Genomic DNA, 22215 nt, shown 5'->3' with positions numbered 1-22215 from the left:
GGCGTCTCACGACACCCCCGCCTCGACGGCAGCCGGCAACATGCCCAGCCACCAGGCCACCAGGTGACCGACAGCAGGCGCCTTGAGCAGGCTGAAATGGTTGCCGGGGCCGTACCACACCGTCAGCTCGTCCACCTGCCCGTTCCAGCCGGCGATCATCGCCTCCTGCTCACGCAGGTTGCCGGTCGCGTCCAGGCGCGGGTCGTCGGCCAGTACCAGGCTGACCCGCCCCTCGAAACGACGTGCGGGCCGATAGACGGTACGCAGCGCACTGGCGAAGGTCCGCGCCGGCCCATGCATTGCCTGCGGGGCCGCCCGTGCCGAGAGCAGGCCGACCCGGACCATGCCGGCGTGTAGTTGCGCCAGTTGGTGGTTGTCGTCCTGTTCGGCGAAGGCCTCGGCGTCGATGCCCAAGGACTTGCCCGAGGCCAGTTGCATCGCCTCGACCAGCCGTTGCAGGGCCTCGGTGGTGGTGTAGGGCTTGCCGATCACGCTGTTGCCACCCGGCGATTCGCTGTCGATCAACGTCAGCGAAGCCACCTCGCGGCCAGCCGCCTGCAGTTGGGTGGCCATTTCGAATGCCACCCAGCCACCGAAGGAGTGCCCGACCAAATGCACCGGCCCCTCCGGGCAGGCCTGCTCCAGCGCCTGCAGGTAAAACGCCGCAGCGCTCTCGACACGGCTGTGGGGCACCGACTCGCCATCCAGTCCACGGGGTTGCAGGCCAATCACCGGCCAATCCGGGCCGAGGGCATCGGTGAGGCCGATGAAACCGGTGACACTGTCCCCGGCACCCGGCACACAGAAGATCGGGGTGTGCCCGTCACGCCCGCGCTGAATCGTCAGCAACGGCTGGTGCACGGCAGCCGAGGCCGCTTGTGCCCGTTCCAGGGCCTGGCCGATCAACTGGCCGAGCACCTGGACGTGCGGTGCCTGCATCATGCCCAGGTGATCCCCCGGCACCTCGATACGACGCAGCTCGCCGCTGCCCAATGCAGTCTCCCAGCCCAGCGACTCGCTGCGCCGCGCCAGCTCGCTGGTGCGTTCGCTGGCCCGGAACAGGTGCACCGGCATGCCGATCGGGTGCACGCGGTAATGGGCCAGCGCGTGCCCATGGGCCACCTCGCGGTCGAGGTACTGCCACAGCTCCTGGGCAGACGCCGCGCCCAAGCTGCTCGGCAGCAACTGCCGTTCACGGCAATGCTCCAGCAACGCGTCGAAGTCGAAGCGCGCGTGGTCCGCCTCCAACTGCCGCAGTTGCGCCAGCGCTTCGCTGCCCGCCGGCCCTTCGGCGCTGAACCAGGCGGAGCATTGCAGCAACAGGTGGCGCTTGTGCGCCGCCTCGCCGGCCCAGCGCGCCTTGCCCTGGTCGGTCAGCCGCGGCACATAGCTGTCGAGCAGGCCGAGGAACTGCACCGACTGGTCCTGGCCCAGCAACTGGATGGCGACCTCGTAGGCCAGCACGCCACCGAACGACCAGCCGGCCAGGCGATACGGCCCTTGCGGCTGCACTGTCCGGATCAGTTCCACCAACCGCGCCGCCAGGCATTCCAGGGTGCGCAGTTGTGGCTGGCCGAGGGCGATGCCCGGCAGGCCATAGATCGGGTAGTCACCCGGCAGGTGTTGGCCCAGCGCCGGGAAATAGGCATCCGCGCCACTGAATTCGTGCACCAGGAACAGCGCTGGCTGGCTACCACCAGCCCGCACGGTGATCACCTCTTCGTCGCCGGTCGGTGCGTCGCCCCGCTGTTCAAGCAAGGTGGCCAGCGACTCGACGCTGGCATGCTGGAACAACTCGGCCAGCGACACCGACAGCCCGGCCTGCTCCAGCCGGTTGACCAGCCGGATGGCCAGCAGCGAGTGACCACCCAACTCGAAAAAGTTGTCGTGCCGGCCGACCCGCTCGACCTTGAGTACATCGCCCCACCCTTGCGCCAGGGTCTGTTCGAGGGCATTTGCCGGCGCCACATAGGCCCGACTGGCGAAATCCTTGATGAGCGGCACCGGCAGCGCCTTGCGATCCAGCTTACCATTGGCGGTCAGTGGCAGCATCGGCAGTTGCACATAGGCAGACGGCACCATGTAGTCCGGCAACTGCCCCAGCAGGTGGCTGCGCAGTGCCTCGACCTCCGGCGCCACGCCTTCCCCGACCGTCGTGAAGTAGGCCACCAGGCGCTTGTCGCCCGGCGCCAGCTCATGCACCAGCACCGCCACCTCGCGCACCTGCGGATGCCGCCCCAGGCGGGTCTCGATCTCGCCCAGCTCGATCCGGAAACCACGGATCTTCACCTGACTGTCGTTGCGCCCGAGGTATTCGAGGCTGCCATCGGCACGCCAGCGCACCAGGTCACCCGTGCGGTACATCAGGCGGTCCGGCACCGGGTTGAACGGATCGACGAGAAATTTCTCCGCCGTCAGCTCCGGCTGGTTCAGGTAACCCTTCGCCACGCCCGCCCCGCCGACATACAGCTCACCGACCACACCCACCGGCACCAGTTGCTGCCAGGCGTCCAGCACGTAGGCGCGGGCGTTGCCGATCGGCCGGCCGATCGGCAGGCTGCCCTCGGCCACCGTGGTGATTTCGAAGGTGGTCGAGAAGGTCGTGGCTTCGGTCGGACCGTAGCCATTGAGCAGATGCCGGGGCGCCCCCTGCCTGAGTACCCGTTCGATCACGGCCGGGTCGAGGACATCGCCCCCCACCATCAGGTAGCGCAGGCCACGGAAGGCGTCCATCAGACCGTCGGCGTACTGCTGGAACAGGCCGGCGGTCATCCACAGCACGCTGACGGCCTGTTCCAGCAACAACGCCCCCAGCACATCGCGCGACAGCAGGTCGCCCTGGTCGACCACCACCACGCAACCGCCGTTGAGCAACGGCGCCCAGACTTCCAGGGTGCTGGCGTCAAACGCCGGGTTGGAGGCGAAGGCCACTCGGTCGTGTTCGTTGAAATCGGCGTAGCCGTTGTTGATTACCAACCGCGTGATCGCCCGGTGCGGCACCAGCACGCCCTTGGGCGTCCCGGTGGAGCCGGAGGTGTACATCAGGTAGGCGACCGTCTCGGCCGATTGCACCAGCTGCGGATTGTGCCGTGGCCGCCAGTCAAGGGCGAGGCTGTCCAGCTCGACCCGGGCCAGTGCGAGGTCGGCCAGTTCGTCACCGTGGGTCAGCAGCACCACGGCCCGGCTGTCTTCGAGCATGAAGCGCTGGCGCTCGACCGGTGCATGGATATCCAGCGGCACATACACCGCTGCGCACTTGCTGACCGCCAACTGGCTGGCCAGCAGGTCCACCGAGCGCTCCAGCAGGATCGCCACCGCATCCCCCGGTGCCACGCCGAGGGCGAGCAAGTGATGGGCCAACTGGTTGGCCCGGTTGTTCAAGGCCTGGTAGCTGAGGGTCTGCGCCCCATGCACCACGGCCAACGCGTCAGGACGGCCCGTGACCTGAGCTTCGAACAACTGGTGTACGGTCTGCTGGTGCGGATAGGCGCGCGTTGTCGCGTTGAACCCTTCCAGCAATTGCCGACGCTGGTCGCTCGGCAGTACCGGCAGTTGTCCGATCGGCAGAGTCGGCTGCTGTTCCAGGGCCTGTGCCAGGTTCTCCAACACCGCGTGCATCAGGTCGCAGACACGCTGCGCCCCGATATCCGCCGGCGCCAGCGCCGTCAGCGCGAAATCCTCGCCGAGGTCGTCGACACTGAGGGTCAGCAGGTAGTTGGTACGCTCCTCGGCCTTGAGCAACTGGATGCCCTGCCAGGCGTCCCGTGTTTCATCCGCCGCGGTCTGTGCCCCGGCGCCGTGCCGGTAGTTGAGCAAGGCGCTGAACAACGGCGTGCCGGCGGCCACGCCGCTGCAGCGCTGCATCAGCGCCAGCGGCGCATGCTCATGGGCCAGCAGCCGGGCCAGTCGCCCGTGGGTGGCCTGCAAGGCCTCACGCACCGGTCGCTCATCGATGTCGACGCGCAACGGCAAGGTGTTGATAAAGACCCCCAGGGCCCGCTCGGCGCCCTCGCCGCCCTGCAGGCGTCCGAGCAGCACAGTGCCGAACACCACCTGCTCGCGGGCCGCGGCCGCGCCCAGCAGTCGCGCCCAGGCCAGGTGCATCAGGCTCGCGGCACTCACTCCCAGTTGCCGCGCCTGCTGGCGCAGGCGCCGACTCAACGCCGGGTCGACCGGACGCTGGCGCTCCTCGACGCCCGCACCATTGCCCTGCACCTCCCGCAAGCCGAACGGCAAGGTCGGTTCGTCGATATCGCCCAACTGCTCGCGGAAGAACGCTTCGTGCTCCTGCTCGCTGATCCCCAGGCGGGCCTGGGCCACGTAGTTGCGGTAAGGCACGGCGGCGCCCAACCGTTCGCCATGGCCGAGCAGGCAGGCCTGCAACTCCTGCTGCAGCACGTCCAGCGCGACGTGGTCCATCACCAGGTGATGGAACAACAACAGGCCGATGATCCGGCCATTGGCCGGGTCGGCGCAGTGCACCAGCCGCAGCAGCGGCGCGCGGGTGATGTCCAGGCGATAATGGCGGGTATCGAAGCGGGCCAGCAACCGGCTGGCCACGTCGCCATCCGCTGGTTCCAGCGACACCGCCTCGCACACCAGCGGTGCCTCGCGCAGCACCACTTGCAGAGGCTGCGGCAGGCCGTCCCAGAGGACCGCGCTGCGCAGGATGTCATTGCGTGCGATCACCTGCCCCAGCGCCTGGCTGAAGGCGTCCAGGCGCTCGGGACTGGCAAAGGCGAATTGCGCCTGCAACAGATACGGATCGCCTTCGCTGGCGGCCAGGTGATGATAGAGAATCCCCGCCTGCAACGGCGCCAGCGGGTAGATATCCTGCACGTTGGCACGGCCGCCCGGAACGCTGGCGACGATCCGGTCGATGGCCGCCTGCTCCAGGTTCACCAGCGGCAGGTCATCCGGCGTGATCGGCTGGGCACCGGGATGGATGCGGTTGGCCGGAATTTCGATCTCGCGCCCCGTACCGAGGCTGGCGACAAACGCAGCCAGGCTCGGCTGGCCGAACAGCACGCGCACATCGGCCGACAGGCCAAGCCGGCGCATGCGGCCGATCAGGCTCACCGCCAGCAGCGAATGCCCGCCCAGCTCGAAGAAGTTGTCGTGGCGCCCCACCTGCTCGACCTTGAGCAACTCGGCCCAGAGCCGGGCCATCAATATTTCAGTGTCGCCCTGCGGCGCTTCGTATTGGCGGGCGGCCAGGGCCGCGTGATCCGGCGCCGGCAGCGCCTTGCGATCGAGCTTGCCGTTGGGGCTCAGCGGCAGCGCGGCCAGGTGCACGAACAGCATCGGCACCATGTAGTCCGGCAACTGCTCCAGCAGATGAGCGCGCAAGGCGTCGATCACCTGGGGCTCAACGGCGGTGTAGTAGGCCACCAGACGCTTGTCACCGGGAACATCCTCGCGAGCGACCACCACCGCTTCCTGCACCGCCGGGAAGGCGATCAGGCGCGCCTGGATCTCGCCCAGTTCGATGCGCAGGCCGCGGATCTTCACCTGGTCGTCGTTACGTCCCAGGTACTCGATGTTGCCGTCCGCCAGGTAACGGCCGACGTCGCCCGTTCGGTACATGCGGGCCCCGGCAGCCGGATTGAACGGATCCTCCAGGAAGCGTTCGGCGGTCAGTTCGGCACGGTTCAGGTAACCGCGCGCCACCTGCACGCCGCCGATGTACAGCTCGCCGACCACGCCCAGCGGCACCGGCTGCATCTGCCCGTCGAGCAGGTACATTCGGGTATTGGCGATCGGCTTGCCGATCGGCGTGTTGTCCGGAGTCTGTTCCAGCGGGCCGGCGCAGTTCCACGCCGTCACGTCCACGGCCGCTTCGGTCGGGCCATACAGGTTGTACAACCCGGCCTCTGGCAACTGCGCCTTGAAACGACGCACCACGCTGCCTGGAAGGGCTTCGCCGCTGCACATGACCCGCTTCACGCTGGCACAACGTTCGACATCGCCGTGGGCCAGGAACACATCGAGCATCGACGGCACGAAGTGCAAGGTGGTGATCTGCTCCGCCTCGATCACTTCGCTCAGGTACAGCGGGTCCTTGTGCCCTTCGGGGCGCGCCATGATCAGGCGCGCGCCGGTGAACAGCGGCCAGAAGAACTCCCACACCGACACGTCGAAGCTGAACGGGGTCTTCTGCAGCACCGCGTCCTCCGACGTCAGGCCGTACTCGTCCTGCATCCACAGCAGGCGGTTGACCACCGCCGCATGCTCGTTGATCACGCCCTTGGGCTGGCCGGTGGAGCCGGAGGTATAGATTACATAGGCACTGTGCCGTGGTGTCAGCGCTTGCAGCCACGGATTGTTCACAGAGCGGTCGTGCCAGGTATTGTGGTCCAGGTCGATCACCGGCACCGACACCTCGCCCAGCAGCTCGCGGGTCGCCCCCTGTACCAGCACCACGGCCGGTGCGCTGTCCTGCAGCATGTAGGCGATGCGCTCCAGCGGATAGGTCGGATCCAGCGGCACGTAGGCCCCGCCCGCCTTGAGGATCGCCAACAGACCGACGACCATGTCCAGGCCACGTTCGACACAGATCGCCACTCGCGCATCCGGCCCCACGCCCTGTTCGCGCAGGTAGTGGGCCAACTGATTGGCACGCTGGTTCAGTGCCCGGTAGGTCAGACGTTGCTCGCCCGCCTGCAGCGCCAACGCTTCCGGTGCCCACTCGACCTGGTCCTGGAACAGGCCGTGGAGGGTCTGCTCGAGGTTGTAGCCGGTTTCGGTGGCATTGAAATCAACCAGCAGTTGCTGGCGTTCGCTCGGGTCCAGCAGGTCGATCCGTGCCAGTACGGCCTGGTCATCGGCGACCATGGCCCGCAACACCCGCTCGAAATAGCCGGCATAACGCCGCATCGTCGACTCGTCGAACAGCGCCGTCGCGTAGCCGAGCCCGCCGCTGATGCAGCCCTGCACCTCGCCCAGGTCCAGGGACAGGTCGAACTTGGCGAAATGCCCCGGTGCAGCGATCCCTTCCAGTTGCAGGTCACCCAGCACCGCTGCGGCGTTGCCGCCCGCCTGCCAGGTCAACAGGGTCTGGAACAACGGGCTGTGGGCCAGGCTGCGCGCCGGACGGATCAGCTCCACTACCTGTTCGAACGGCAGGTCCTGATGGGCCTGGGCCTCAAGTGTGCGCTGGCGGACCTGCGCCAGCAGACCGGCGACACTCACGGCGCCGGCCACATCCAGGCGAATCGCCAGGGTATTGACGAACAGGCCGATCAAGCCCTCGACCTCCACGCCCTGGCGGTTGGCGACCGGCGAACCGATGACGACCTCGTCCTGCCCGGCCAGGCGACTGAGCAACAGCCCCCAGCCGGCCATCATCGTCATGTACAGCGTCAACCCATGGCGTTGGCCGAGTGCCTTGAGCCCCGCGCTCAACGACTCGTCGAGGTGGATCTCGACAGTGCCCCCGGCATAGTCCTGGCGCACCGGACGCGGCCGGTCCGTGGGCAGCATCAGCAGCGCGGGTGCGCCGCCCAGGGCCTGCTGCCAATAGGTGTGCTGCCGCGCCAGCACCTCGTCGCGCAACCACTGCCGCTGCCAGACGGCGAAGTCGGCGTACTGCAACGCCAGCGGCGGCAGCGGATCGCTCTCGCCGCGACGGAAGGCGGTATAGAGCGTCGCCAGCTCGCGGGTCAGCACGTCCATCGACCAGCCATCGGAGATGATGTGATGCAGGGTCAACAGCAACACGTGCTGATCCTCACCGAGGATCAGCAACCGGCCACGGATCAGTGGCCCGTGCGCCAGGTCGAACGGGCCCTGGGCCTCGTCGCGGATCAAGCCGTCCACGGCCGTGTCTGCCTGTGGATGCTGGCGCAGGTCCTCGACCTGCAGGAGCGGGCCGGCCTCGACCGGGGCAATCAGCACCTGGGCTGTTTCGTCGCGCTCGACAAAGCGGCTGCGCAGGGTTTCGTGACGCGCGACGATCGTCGCCAGCGCCTGTTGCAGCGCCGCCCCATCCAGCTCTCCGCGCAGGCGCAGGGCGATCGGAATGTTGTAGGCGCTGCTGGCGCCTTCCATCTGGGCCAGGAACCACAGCCGTTGCTGGGCGAACGACAGCGGCAAGGCACCGTCGCGAGGGGCCGCGACGATACCCGGCAGGCTGGTCTGCGCATCGCTCTGGAGGAAGCGCGCCACCGCCGCCAGCTCGGGATTGGCGAACAGTTCGCCCAAGGGCAGCTCGCGCTGCAGTTGCAGGCGCACCTGGGACACCATGCGCATCGCCAGCAACGAGTGGCCACCCAGTTCGAAGAAATGATCCTGGCGCCCGACCCGCTCGACCTGCAGCAGTTCGCCCCAGATTCGCGCCAGGCTGTTTTCCAGTTCGCCTTCGGGCGCCTGATAGTCGCGCTGCGACAACGCCTCCAGCGCCGGCTGAGGCAGCGCCCGGCGATCGAGCTTGCCGTTGGCGGTCAGTGGCAGCGCCTCCAGTCGCACATAAGCCACGGGCAGCATGTATTCCGGCAACTGCGTCGCCAACCGGGCACGCAATTCACCGGGCTCGGGCAACACACCCGCCACGGTTTCCGTGAGATAGGCCACCAGGCGCACCTGGCCGGGCTCGTCCTCACGCGCCAGCACCACCGCCTCGCGCACGCCGGGGACACGGTTGAGGCTGGCCTCGATCTCGCCCAGCTCGATCCGCACGCCACGAATCTTCACCTGGTCGTCGTTACGCCCCAGGTACTCCAGGGTGCCGTCGGTGCGCCAGCGCGCCAGGTCGCCGGTACGGTACATGCGCGCCTGCGGCGCCGTGCTGAACGGATCGTCGAGGAAACGCTCGGCGGTCAGTTCCGGACGGTGCAGGTAGCCTCGCGCCACGCCGGCTCCGCCGACATACAACTCCCCGGCCACCCCCACCGGTACCGGTCGCAATTGCTCGTCCAGCAGGTAGATCCGCGCATTGGCGATCGGCCGGCCGATGTGCAGCACCTGGCCAACCTCGACCCGCCCGGAGGTGGCGACCACCGTGGCCTCGGTCGGACCATAGTTGTTGATCACGGCAAACCCCGGCTCCTCGGCGAACTGCCGCAGCCGGTCACCGCCGACCAGCAGCGTGCGCAGGGTCGGATGGCCACCACCCTGGCCAAAGGCATACTCGGCCACCGGTGTCGGCAGGAAACACACCTGCAACGGCTGGGCCCGCCACCAGTCGAGCAGGCCATCCAGTTCGCCACTGCCCAGGCGTGCCGGTGGCAGGTGCAGGGTCGCACCCACGCACAGGGCCGGCCAGACCTCCCAGGCCATGGCATCGAAACCGACCCCGGCGACACTGGCGGTATGGCTGCCCGGCCCCAGGTCGAAAGCCGCGCAATGCCAATGCACCAGGTTCTCCAGGGTGGCATGTTCGACCATCACCCCCTTCGGCAACCCCGTCGAGCCGGAGGTGTAGATCACATAGGCGAGATGGCGGGCGTCCAGCCCCGCGACCTGCGGATCGGTCTCGGACTGCTGCTGCCAGCCCGGCAAGTCGAGATCGATCAGCGGCACATCCAGTTGGCCGGGCAGTTCGCGGGTATCGCCCTGGACCAGCACCGCCCGTGGCGCGCTGTCCTCCAGCAGGTAGCGGATGCGCTCCTGGGGATGGGCCGGGTCGATCGGCACATAGGCGCCACCGGCCTTGAGGATCGCCAACAGGCCCACCAGCATCTGCGGGCTGCGGCGGACACAGATCGCCACCCGCTCATCCGCCTGCACACCCAGCGCCCGCAGGTGATGGGCGAGCTGGTTGGCCTGGCGGTTGAGTTCACGGTAGCTCAGCGCCTGCCCATCCATCTGCACGGCGATGGCCTGCGGTGTCCGCACGACCTGGTCCTCGAACAGCCCGTGCAGGGTGTGCCCGCGCGGGTAATCGACCTGGCTGGCATTGAAACCTTCCAGCAACTGCACGCGCTGGCTGTCATCGAGCAGGTTGGCCTGCCCCAGGCTGGCCTGGTCGTTGTCGACCATCGCCTGCAACACACAACGCAGGTAACCGACATAACGCTCGATGGTGCCGGCGTCGAACAACGCCGTGGCATAGGTCAGCGAACCGGCCAGGTGCGTACCGGCATCGCCCAGGTCCAGCGCCAGGTCGAACTTGGCGAACTGGCCGCTGCCGGACAGCCCTTCCAACTGCAGGTCACCGAGCTGCAATGCCGGTTCATCGTGGTTCTGCCAGGAGAACATGCTCTGGAACAACGGGCTGTGGGCCAGGCTGCGTTGCGGCCGGGTCAGTTCCACCACTTGCTCGAACGGCAGGTCCTGGTGGGCCTGGGCCTGCAGCGCCCGCTCGCGGACCTGGGCCAGCAACGCCTCGACGCTCTGTTGCGGCGACACGTCGAGACGAATCGCCAGGGTGTTGACGAACAGGCCGACCAGCCTCTCCACCTCGGCGCGCTGACGGTTGGCCACCGGCGAGCCGATCACCAGGTCGTGCTGCCCGCTCAAACGCCCGAGCAGCACGGCCCAGGCCGCCAGCAGGGTCATGTAGGGGGTGATGCCGTGACGCTGGCCGAGGGCTTTGATCGCGGCACTCAGGCGTTCATCCAGCTCGAAGGCGACACTGGCGCCGGCATAGTCCTGGCGCGCCGGACGTGGCCGGTCGGTCGGCACCATCAGCAAGGCCGGGGCACCGGCCAGCGCCTGCTGCCAGTAGCGACTCTGCTGCTGCAGCAACTCGCCATCGAGCCAGCGCCGTTGCCACACGGCGAAGTCGCCATATTGCACCGCCAGCGGCGGCAGCGGATCCGCCTGGTCATGGCGGAAGGCTTCGTAGAGCGCCATCAGTTCGCGGGTCAGCACGCCCATCGACCAGCCATCGGAGACGATATGGTGCAGGGTCAGCAGCAACACATGGTGCTGCTCGGCCAGGCGCAGCAGGCGCCCGCGTATCAGCGGGCCCAGTTGCAGGTCGAAGGGTGCCGCGCTTTCCTCGCGCAGGCGCGCCTGCAGGCTGCCTTGGGCATCCGCCGCCCCGCGCAGGTCTTCGATCTCGAACAGCAGGCCCTGTTCGGGCGGCGCAATCTCCACTCGCGGCTCATCACCGTGCAGGACGAAACGGCTGCGCAGGGTTTCATGCCGCTCGACGATGCGCACCAGCGCCCGCTGCAACGCGGCGCTGTCCAGCGGACCACGCAGGCCGAGGCCGACGGGAATGTTATAGGCACTGCTGGCGGCACCCATCTGCGCCAGGAACCACAGCCGCTGCTGGGCGAAGGACAGCGGCAGGCCGTCCTCACGCGGCACCGCGAGGATCTGCGGCAAATCACTGCGCGCGGCCTGGCCAAGGACCTGGGCCACGGCCGCCAGTTCGGCATTGGCGAACAGCTCGGCCAGCACCAGTTCCACCCCCAGGCGCTGGCGGACCTGGGCCACCATGCGCATGGCGAGCAGGGAATGCCCGCCCAATTCGAAGAAATGATCACGCCGCCCCACCCGCTCGACCTGCAGCACCTCACTCCAGATCTGCGCCAGGGTGGTTTCCAGTTCGCCCTCCGGCGCCTCGTACTCGCGGCTGAACAACGCCTCCAGCTCGGGCTTGGGCAAGGCGCGGCGATCGAGCTTGCCGTTGGCCGTCAACGGCAACGCCGCCAGCTTCACGTAGGCCGCCGGCACCATGTAGTCGGGCAGGTGCGCCTGCAACCAGGCGCGCAATTCGCCAGTTTCCAGCGGCTCGACCTGGTCCTGTCCGGTGAAGTAGGCCACCAGCCGCGTCTGCCCTGGCTGATCCTCACGGGCCACGACCACCGCCTCCTGGATACCGGCCAGTTGGTTCAGGCGGGCTTCGATCTCACCCAGCTCGATGCGCATGCCGCGGATCTTCACCTGGTCGTCGTTACGCCCCAGATATTCGAGCGTGCCGTCCTCGCGCCAGCGCGCCAGGTCGCCAGTGCGATACATGCGCGCCTGCGGCTCGCCGCTGAACGGGTCGCGCAGGAAACGCTCGGCGGTCAGTTCCGGGCGATTCAGGTAGCCTCGCGCCACGCCGGCACCGCCGACATACAACTCACCGGCCACGCCCAGCGGCACCGGGCGTTGTTGTGCATCGAGCAGGTAGACCCGCGCATTGCTCATCGGCTGGCCAATGTGCAGGGACTGCCCGGCCTCGACCCGCCCGGAGGTGGCGACCACCGTGGTTTCGGTCGGGCCATAGTTGTTGATCACCTCGAAGCGCTGGTTGCGGTTGAACTGCCGCAGCCGATCACCGCCGATCAGCAGGGTTCGCAGGGTCGGATGCTCAAGGTTCAGGCTGAACGCGTGTTCGGCAATCGGCGTCGGCAGGAAGCTCACATCCAGAGGTTGCCCACGCCACCAGGCCAGCAGTACGTCGACGTCCTCGCCACCGGCGACCGCTGGCGGCAGATGCAGGGTCGCGCCGGCGCACAGGGCCGGCCAGACTTCCCAGGCCATGGCATCGAAGCCGAAGCCGGCGACGCTTGAAGTGTGCCGGCCCGGGCACAGGTCGAAGGCCGCGCAATGCCAGTCGACCAGGTTGGACAGGGTCTGGTGCTCGACCATGACCCCCTTGGGCAGGCCGGTGGAGCCGGAGGTGTAGATCACATAGGCCAGGTGCCGTGGATCGGGACTTGGCAGTTGCGGATTGGCGACGGTGTGTTCCTGCCAGAACGGCTTGTCGAGGTTGATCACCGGTACCGCCAGCGCCGGCAGGCGCACCAGCAGGTCGTCCTGGGTCAATACCGCGACCGGGGCGCTGTCGTCGAGCAGGTAGCGCAGGCGTTCAGCCGGGTGGGCCGGGTCGATCGGCACGTAGCCGGCACCGGCCTTGAGGATCGCCAGCAGCCCCACCAGGGTGTCGAGTCCGCGCCGGGCAACGATCGCCACGCGGTCATCGGGACACACGCCCAGCTCGCCCAGGTGGTGGGCGAGAACATTGGCCTGCCGGTCCAGCTCGGCATAAGTCAGTTGCTGCCCCAGGCATACCGCGGCCAGCGCCTGCGGTTGCTCGGCGGCGCGGGCGGCGATGCGCTGGTGCAGCGTCAGCCCTTGCGGGTAGTCGGCACGATGGGCGTTGAAGCCTTCGAGCAGCAACTCGCGCTCAGCCTCGGGCAGGATCGACAACTGCTCCAGCAGCGCCTGCGGGCTCTGCTCCAAGGCCTGCACCAGTTGTTCCAGGGCAGTGCGCATGTAGTCGCAGACCCGTTGCCCGTCGACCTCCGTACTCGCCAGCAGGGCCAGGCGAAAGTCCTCGCCGAGGTCGTCGATGCTCAGGGTCAGCGGATAGTTGGTGCGTTCCTCGGAACTGAGCGGCGTGATGCCCTGCCAGGCCGACACACCGCCGGCGCTGGCGGCAACGCTGTTGTGCCGATAGTTGAGCAGCGCACTGAACAGCGGCGTCGGCACCTGCACGCCGCTGCAACGCTGGGCCAGCGCCAGCGGCGCATGTTCGTGGCGCATCAGCGCGGTGAGCCGGGCCTGGGTCGCGCGAACCCCGGCCTGTACGGTCAGGCCGCCAATATCCACCCGCACCGGCAAGGTATTGATGAAGATACCCAGTGCCCGGTCGCCGTCGCCACCGCCCTGCATGCGGCCCATCAGCACCGTGCCGAAAACCACGCTGCGCTTGCCCGCCAGCGCCGCCAGCACCTGGCCCCAGGCGAGGTGGAACAGGCTGGCGACACTCGCCCCCTGCTGCCGCGCCAGGCCCCGCAGGCGCTGGCTCAGGCCCGGTTCCAACGGCAGGTCGAACTCGGCGATCGCCGTGCCGTCGCCCTGCACATCCTGCAGGCCGAACGGCAGGGTCGGTTCATCGATGTCCGCCAGCATCTCGCGGAAGAACCCTTCGTGCTCGGCCTGGCTGGTGCCCAGCCGCGCCTGGGCCACGTAGTTGCGAAACGGCACCGGCGTGCCCAGTTGCGCGCCCTGCCCCTGCAGGAATGCGCTCATCTCGTGCCGCACCACATCCAGCGCGCTGTGGTCCAGGGCCATGTGATGGAACAGCAGCATGGCCACCAGCCGTCCCGCCGCTTCGTCGCGGGCATGGACCAGACGAATCAGCGGCGCACGTGTGACGTCGAGGCGATAGTGGCGGCCATCGAAACGCTCATGCAACTGCTGCAGCACTTCGCCGTCGCGCGGGTCGAGACGCTCTTCCTGCACCACCAGCTCGGCCTTGCGCCAGACTACCTGCACCGGACTTTCCAGCCCCTCCCAGAGCACCGCGGTGCGCAGAATGTCGTGACGGTCGATGACCTTCTGCAGGGCCAGCGCGAACGCCCCCAGGCGTTCCTCGTCGGCGAAGGCGAACTGCGACTGCATGACATAGGGATCGCCCTGGGTCGCGCTGACGTGATGGAACAGGATGCCTTCCTGCAACGGTGCCAGCGGGTAGATGTCCTGCACGTTGGCCACGCCACCGGGCACCGTCGCGACGATCCGGTCGATCTGCTCCTGGCTCAGACTCGCCAGCGGCAGCATCTGTGGTGTGATCCGGTGGGTATCGACGGCAATGCCGTTGGCCGGTACCGCCACCTGGCCGCTCACCGAAGGCGCATAGGAACCATCGCGGATCATCTCGATCAGCACCGGCTTGTACTCACGCAAGCGGGCGATCAATTCGGGTTCGGTCAACGCCTGCTTGTTACCCTGCACGATCAGTTGATCGTCCCTGACAGCCAGTTGGATGCCCTTGGCCTTCAATGTGGCCAACAGTTGCGTCACGTTCACAAGGCGATCTCCATTTTTTCGGTAATTGCGGCGTATCCGGACAACGTCGGTTGTTCGAACAGCGCCCTCATGTCGGCTTCCATGCCTTCCTGGTGCAGACGGCCTATCAGGCTGACGGCCAGCAGCGAATGCCCGCCCAGCTCGAAGAAGTTGTCGTGGCGACCCACGCGCTCGACATTGAGCAACTCCGCCCAGAGCCGGGCCATCAATATTTCGGTGTCGCCTACCGGCGCTTCATACTCGCGGGCCGTCAGGGCTGCGTGATCCGGCGCAGGCAGCGCCTTGCGGTCGAGCTTGCCGTTGGGGCTCAGCGGCAAAGCGGCCAGGTGCACGAACAGCGCCGGGACCATGTAATCCGGCAACTGTTCCAGCAGATGGGCGCGCAAGGCGTCGATCTCCTGGTGTTCGGTCGCCGTGTAGTAGGCCACCAGGCGCTTGTCGCCTGGCACATCCTCGCGGGCGACCACCACTGCTTCCTGCACCGCCGGGAAGGCGGTCAGGCGTGCCTGGATCTCGCCCAGTTCGATGCGCAGGCCGCGGATCTTCACCTGGTCATCGTTGCGCCCGAGGTACTCGATATTGCCGTCCGCCAGGTAGCGGGCGACGTCGCCGGTGCGGTACATCCGCGCCTCGGCCTGCGGGCTGAACGGGTCCTTGAGGAAGCGTTCGGCCGTCAGCTCGGCACGGTTCAGGTAGCCACGGGCCACCTGCACGCCGCCAATGTACAGCTCGCCAACCACCCCCAGCGGCACCGGCTGCATCTGCGCATCCAGCAGGTACATGCGGGTGTTGGCGATCGGCTTGCCGATCGGCGTATTGTCCGGGGTCTGCTCGATCGGGCCGGCGCAGTTCCACGCCGTCACGTCCACCGCTGCCTCGGTCGGGCCGTAGAGGTTGTGCAGCCCGGCCTGTGGCAGTTGCGCCTTGAACCGACGCACCACGCTGCCTGGCAGCGCTTCGCCGCTGCAGATCACCCGCTTGACGCTGGCACAGCGACTGACATCGCCATGGGCCAGGAAGATATCGAGCATCGACGGCACGAAGTGCAGGGTGCTGATCCGCTCGGCCTTGATCACCTCGCCGAGGTAGACCGGGTCCTTGTGCCCTTCCGGTCGCGCCATCACCAGGCGCGCGCCGGTGAACAGCGTCCAGAAGAACTCCCAGACCGACACGTCGAAGCTGAACGGGGTCTTCTGCAGCACTGCATCTTCAGGCGTCAGGCCGTACTCGTCCTGCATCCACAGCAGGCGGTTGACCACCGCCGCGTGCTCGTTGATCACGCCTTTCGGCTGGCCAGTGGAACCCGAGGTGTAGATCACGTACGCACTGTGCCGTGGACTCAACTCGGCAACCAGAGGATTGCTTTGCGGCTGCCCGCTCCAGTCGCGACGGTCAAGGTCGATCACCGGCACCGCCAGTTCACCCAGCAGCTCGCGGGTGCCGGCCTGGACCAGCACCGCCAGCGGCGTGCTGTCGGCCAGCATGTAGGCCAGGCGCTCCGCCGGATAGGCCGGATCCAGCGGCACATAGGCGCCGCCGGCCTTGAGGATCGCCAGCAGACCGACGACCATTTCCAGGCCACGCTCGACACAGATCGCCACGCGCGTATCAGGCCCTACGCCCTGCTCGCGCAGGTAATGGGCCAACTGGTTGGCGCGCCGGTTCAGCTCGTCGTAGCTCAGGTGCTGGTCGCCGGCGCTGACCGCCGGGGCCTGTGGCGCCAATTCGACCCTGGCCTCGAACAACCCGTGCAGGGTCTGTTCGAGGTTGTAGTCGACCGCCGTGGCGTTGAAGTCCACCAGCAGTTGCTGGCGCTCCTGCGCGGTCAGCACCGGCAGGCACTTCAGCGCTCGGCGCGGCGCCTGCTCCAGGGCGTCGACCAGGCCCGCCAGGGCGGTCAGCATGAAGCCGCAGACCCGCTGCGCGCCAATTCGCGCCGGGGTCATCGCGGTCATGCTGAAACCCTCGCCGAGATCATCGACGTTCAGGCTCAACGGGTAGTTGGTGCGTTCCTCGCTGGACAGGGTCTCGATACCCCTCCAGGCACCCGGCGTCGGGTTGTCGAACATCCGGGCATCGCTGTGGCGGTAGTTGAGCATCGCGCTGAACAGCGGCGAGGCCGCGGCCACGCCACTGCAACGCTGGGCCAGGGCCAGCGAGGCATGCTCGTGGCCAAGCAAGGCGGTCAGGCGGCCGTGGGTCGCCTTGACCCCGGCACGAACCGGCGTGTCATCGATATCGACCCGCAACGGCAGGCTGTTGATGAACATGCCCAACGCGCGATCAGCGCCCTCGCCGCCCTGCATGCGTCCCAGCAGCACGGTGCCGAACACCACGCTCTGCTTGCCGGATGCGGCAGCCAGCACCTGGGCCCAGGCCAGGTGGAACAGGCTCGCGGCACTGACCCCGAGTTGCCGGGCCTGCTGGCGCAGCCGCGTGCTCAATTCGAGCGGCAGGCGCTGCCAGGCTTCCTCGATGGCACGCCCGTCGCCCTGCACATCCTGCAGGCCGAATGGCAGCGTCGGCTCGTCGATATCACCCAGCATCTCGCGGAAGAAGGCCTCGTGTTCCGCCTCGCTGACGCCCAGGCGTGCCTGGGCCACGTAGTTGCGGTACGGCACCGGTGCGCTGAGCGCCTCGGCACGCCCCTCGATGAAGGCGCGCATTTCCCGGCCCACCACTTCCATGGCGGTATGGTCGACGGCCAGGTGATGGAACAACAGGATCGCCACGATGCGGCGCCGTGCGGCATCCTCGGCATACACCAGCTCCACCAGCGGAGCCTGGCGGATATCCAGGCGGTAATGGCGGGCATCGAAACGCGCGTGCAACTGCGCGAGGATGTCGCCATCGGCCGCCTGCAACCCGATCGGCCGCACACTCAGCGGCGCCTGCCGTCGAACCACCTGTACCGGCCGCTCCAGCCCTTCCCAGTGCACGCTGGTGCGCAGGATATCGTGGCGGTCGATCACCTGCTGCAGGGCAGCGGTAAAGGCCTGCAGATGCACCAGGCTGTCGAAGGCCATCTGCGACTGCAGCAGATAGGGGTCGCCCTGTTCGGCACTCAGATGGTGATAGAGGATGCCCTCCTGCAGCGGCGCCAGCGGGTAGATGTCCTGCACATTGGCCGCGCCGCCGGGAACCCCGGCGACGATCCGGTCGAGGCTTGCCTGGTCGAGGTCGATCAGGGGCAGCAGGTCCGGGGTCAGGTGCCGGCAATCGGCGGGGATGCGATTTTCCGGCACCTGGACCTCGCGACCACTGCCGATCGCTGCCGCCAGCGCGGCCAGGGTCGGCTGGCTGAACAGCACGCGCACATCAGTGTTGAGCCCGACCTGGCGCATGCGCTCGATCAGCGTCACCGCCAGCAACGAGTGGCCACCCAGTTCGAAGAAGTGGTCATGACGCCCCACCCGCTCGACCTTGAGCACCTCGGCCCAGATCTGCGCCAGGGTGATCTCGACAGTGCCTTGCGGCGCCTCGAAGACGCGGCTGAGCAATGCGTCCTGGTCCGGTGCCGGTAGCGCCTTGCGGTCCAGCTTGCCGTTGGCGGTCAGCGGCAGTGCATCGAGTTGCACATAGGCTGAAGGCACCATGTACTCCGGCAGGCGGCCGTGCAGGTAGCTGTTCAAGCCTTCGACAACCAACGCCTCGGTGGCGGTGAACCAGGCTACCAGGCGCCCGTCGCGCACCAGTACCACGGCTTCGGTGACCGCTTCGTGGCTGCTCAGTGCCGCTTCGATTTCACCCGGTTCGATCCGCACGCCGCGAATCTTCAACTGGTCGTCGTTACGCCCCAGGTAGTCGAGATTACCGTCGGCCAGCCAACGCGCCTGGTCGCCGGTGCGATACAGGCGAGCCTGCGGTTCGACACTGAACGGGTTGTCGATGAAGCGCTCGGCGGTCATTTCCGGGCGGTTCAGGTAGCCACGTGCGACCCCGGCACCACCGATGTACAGCTCGCCGGCGACGCCGACCGGGACCGGTTGCAGTTGCTCGTCGAGCAGATAGACCTGGGCATTGGCGATCGGCTTGCCGATATGCAACACCTGGCCGGCCGCCATTTGCCCGGAAGTCGCGACCACCGTGGCTTCGGTCGGACCGTAGTTGTTGATCACCGCGAAAGACTGAGCCTGGTTGAACTGGCGCAGGCGGTCGCCGCCGATCAGCAGCGTACGCAAGGTGGGATGGCGCAATTGCCGGCTGAACGCGTACTCGGCCACCGGGGTGGAGAGGAAGCTCACCTGTAGCGGTTGCTCCAGCCACCAGCCCAGCAGGCGGTCGATTTCCTGGTGATCGATATCCGCTGGCGGCAGGTGCAGGGTCGCCCCGACGCACAGCGCCGACCAGACCTCCCAGGCCATCGCATCGAAACCGAAGCCGGCGACACTGGAGGCGTGACCACCGGCGCGCAGGTCGAACGCCGTGCCGTGCCAGTGCACCAGGTTCTCGACGGTGCGGTGCTCGACCATCACGCCCTTCGGCAAGCCGGTAGAACCGGAGGTGTAGATCACATAGGCCAGGTTTGCCGGGGTCAGGCCGCCCGCTGCCGGATTGTCGAGCGGCTGCTCCTGCCAGGTGGCGCGATCCAGTTCCAGCACCGGGATTGCCAGTGCCGGCAGATGCCCGCGCCACTCGCTCTGTGTCAGCAGCACCGCTGGAGCGCTGTCTTCGAGCAGATAACGCAGGCGCTCGCCCGGCAACGCCGGATCGACCGGCACGTAACCGGCACCGGCCTTGAGAATCGCCAGCAGCCCGACCAGCATCTGCGGGCCACGCCGGACGCTGATCGCCACCCGATCATCCGGCTGCACGCCGAGGCTGCGCAGGTGATGGGCCAGCTGGTTGGCCTGCTGGTTGAGCTGGCGGTAGCTGAGGGAATCGCTGCCCTGCACCACCGCCGGGGAATCCGGCAGGCGCTCGACCTGGGCCTCGAACAGGCCATGGACGGTCTGCCCGCGAGGGAAGCCGGCCGCGCTGGCATTGAATGCCACCAGCACTTGCTCGCGCTCCGCGGGTGGCAGGATCGCCAGGCGGTTCAGCAGCGTCGTGCCATCGTGTTCCAGGGCATCGGCCAACTGCTCCAGGGCCCCTTGCATGTACTCGGCCACGCGCTGCGCGCCGACCGAGGTCGAGGCCAGCACCCGCAGCCGGAAATCGACACCAAGGTCATCGACGCTCAGGGTCAGTGGGTAATTGGTGCGCTCCTCGCCGCCCAGCAGGTGGATACCCTGCCAGATGCCGCCAGCGTCTGCCGGCAGCTCGTCATGGGCGCTGTGGCGATAGTTGAGCAAGGCGCTGAACAGCGGCGCCACCGTATCCACCGCACTGCAGCGTTGGGCCAAGGCCAGGGAGGCATGCTCGTGGCCGAGCAGCGCGGTCAGCCGCCCATGGGTCGCCTTGACCCCTTCGCGCACCGCCACCGCGCCAGCCTCGACCCGCAACGGCAAGGTATTGATGAACATGCCCAGGGCCCGGTCCGCGCCCTCGCCGCCCTGCATCCGGCCCATCAGCACCGTACCGAACACCACCGTGTCCTTGCCGGACGTGGCCGCCAGCACCCGCCCCCAGGCCAGGTGCATCAGGCTCGCCGCGCTGACCCCAAGCTGGCGGGCCTGCTCGCGCAGGCGCCGGCTCAGGGCCTCGGCCAGCATCAGCGGGGCTTCCTCGATATCGCGGCCATCGCCCTGCACATCCTGCAAGCCGAAGGGCAGTGTTGGCTCGTCGATATCGCCGAGCATCTCGCGGAAGAACGCTTCGTGCTCCGCCTCGCTGACACCCAGGCGCGCCTGGGCCACATAGTTGCGGTAGGCCACCGGCAGCGGCAGCCGGTCGGCTTGCCCGTGCAGCAACGCATGCATTTCCTCGACCACCACCGCCATGGCGGTGTGGTCCAGGGCCAGGTGATGGAACATCAGGATCGCGACGATCCGCTGCTGCAGCGGGTCATGGGCATGCACCACCTGCATCAGCGGCGCCTGGCGAATGTCCAGGCGATAGCGACGGGTTTCAAAGCGCTCTTGCAGTTGCGCCAGGGCATCGCCGGCGGCCGGATCGAGCTGTACTTCCTGCACCGGCAGTTCGGCCTCGCGCCGGACCACCTGGACCGGTTGTTCCAGGCCTTCCCAGTGCACGCTGGTGCGCAGGATGTCGTGACGGTCGACCACCTGCTGCAGGGCTCCGGTGAAAGCCTGCAGATGCGCCAGACTGTCAAAGGCCATCTGCGATTGCAGCAGGTACGGATCGCCCTGCTCGGCACTCATGTGGTGATAGAGAATGCCCTCCTGCAACGGTGCCAGCGGATAGATATCCTGGACGTTGGCCGCGCCACCGGGAATCCCGGCAACGATCCGGTCGATGCTCGCCTGGTCCAGTTCCACCAGCGGCAGCAACTGTGGCGTGAGCTGCTGGCAACCGGGGGTGATCAGGTTGCGCGGCACCTCGACTTCCCGGCCACTGCCAATCGCCGCCGCGAGCGCCGCCAGGGTCGGCTGGCTGAACAGCACCCGCACGTCGGCGCTGAGACCGGCCTGGCGCATGCGTTCGATCAGCGTAACCGCCAGCAGCGAGTGGCCGCCCAGTTCGAAGAAGTGATCGTGGCGACCGATCCGCTCGACCTTGAGCACCTCGGCCCAGATCTGCGCCAGGGCAATTTCCACGTGGCCTTGCGGGGCCTCGAACTCCCGGCTGAGCAGCGCCTGCTGGTCCGGCACCGGCAGCGCCTTGCGGTCGAGCTTGCCGTTGGCAGTCAGCGGCAGCGCGTCAAGCTGCACATAGGCCGACGGCACCATGTAGTCCGGCAACTGCTCTTGCAAGTGATCACGCAACGCTTCGATGTCCAGCGTGACACTGGTATCGCGGGCGGTGAACCAGGCCACCAGGCGCTTGTCCCCCGGCGTGACCTCGCGCACCAGCACCGCCACGTCGCGAACCTGCGGATGGCCGCCCAGGCGGGTTTCGATCTCGCCCAGTTCGATACGGAAGCCACGGATCTTCACCTGGCTGTCGTTGCGTCCCAGGTATTCCAGATTGCCGTCGGCGCGCCAGCGCACCAGGTCGCCACTGCGATACATCAGGCTGTGGGGGCGAGGGTTGAACGGGTCGGCGAGGAACTTCTCGGCACTCAGTCCAGGCTGGTTCAGATAACCCTGGGCCACCCCGGTACCGCCAATGTACAACTCGCCAACCACCCCGACCGGCACCGGCTGCTGCCGGGCATCGAGCACATAGGCACGGCTGTTGCCGATCGGCCGGCCAATCGGAATGCTGCCGTCTTCGACCGCCGTGATCTCGAAGGTGGTCGAGAACGTAGTCGCCTCGGTCGGGCCATAGCCGTTGAGCAGGTGCTGTGGCGCGCACTGCGCCAGGACCCGGGCGATCACCGCCGGATCGAGCACATCGCCGCCGACGATCAGGTAGCGCAGGCCACGGAATGCTGCCAGCAGGCCATCGGCATGCTGGTGGAACAGGCCGGCGGTCATCCACAGCACGCTGACCTGTTGCTCCTGCAGCCATGCCGCC

General features: G+C 67.5%; 2 protein-coding genes (1 of these 2 cut by a window edge). Both read right to left on the bottom strand.

Going from position 1 to position 22215, the window contains the following annotated elements:
• Window positions 1-6: 6 nt before the first annotated feature.
• Window positions 7-14694: an amino acid adenylation domain-containing protein gene (locus tag AC6I6U_RS16405; protein ID WP_497882946.1), complete on the bottom strand. Its 14688-nt coding sequence runs from the start codon at window positions 14692-14694 to the stop codon at window positions 7-9.
• On the bottom strand, window positions 14691-22215 hold the 3' end of the coding sequence (locus AC6I6U_RS16400) for a non-ribosomal peptide synthase/polyketide synthase (RefSeq protein ID WP_497882945.1). Its footprint extends 15176 nt past the window's final position; only the last 7525 of its 22701 coding nucleotides appear in the window; its start codon lies beyond the right edge, outside the window — the gene reads right to left on this strand; it ends in the stop codon at window positions 14691-14693. The genes AC6I6U_RS16405 and AC6I6U_RS16400 overlap by 4 nt, the downstream gene beginning before the upstream one ends.

This window comes from Pseudomonas sp. UTLPPB19802, from assembly GCF_059730225.1.
Note: the sequence above shows the minus strand (reverse complement) of the source record. Positions and strands in the feature narration are given on the sequence as shown.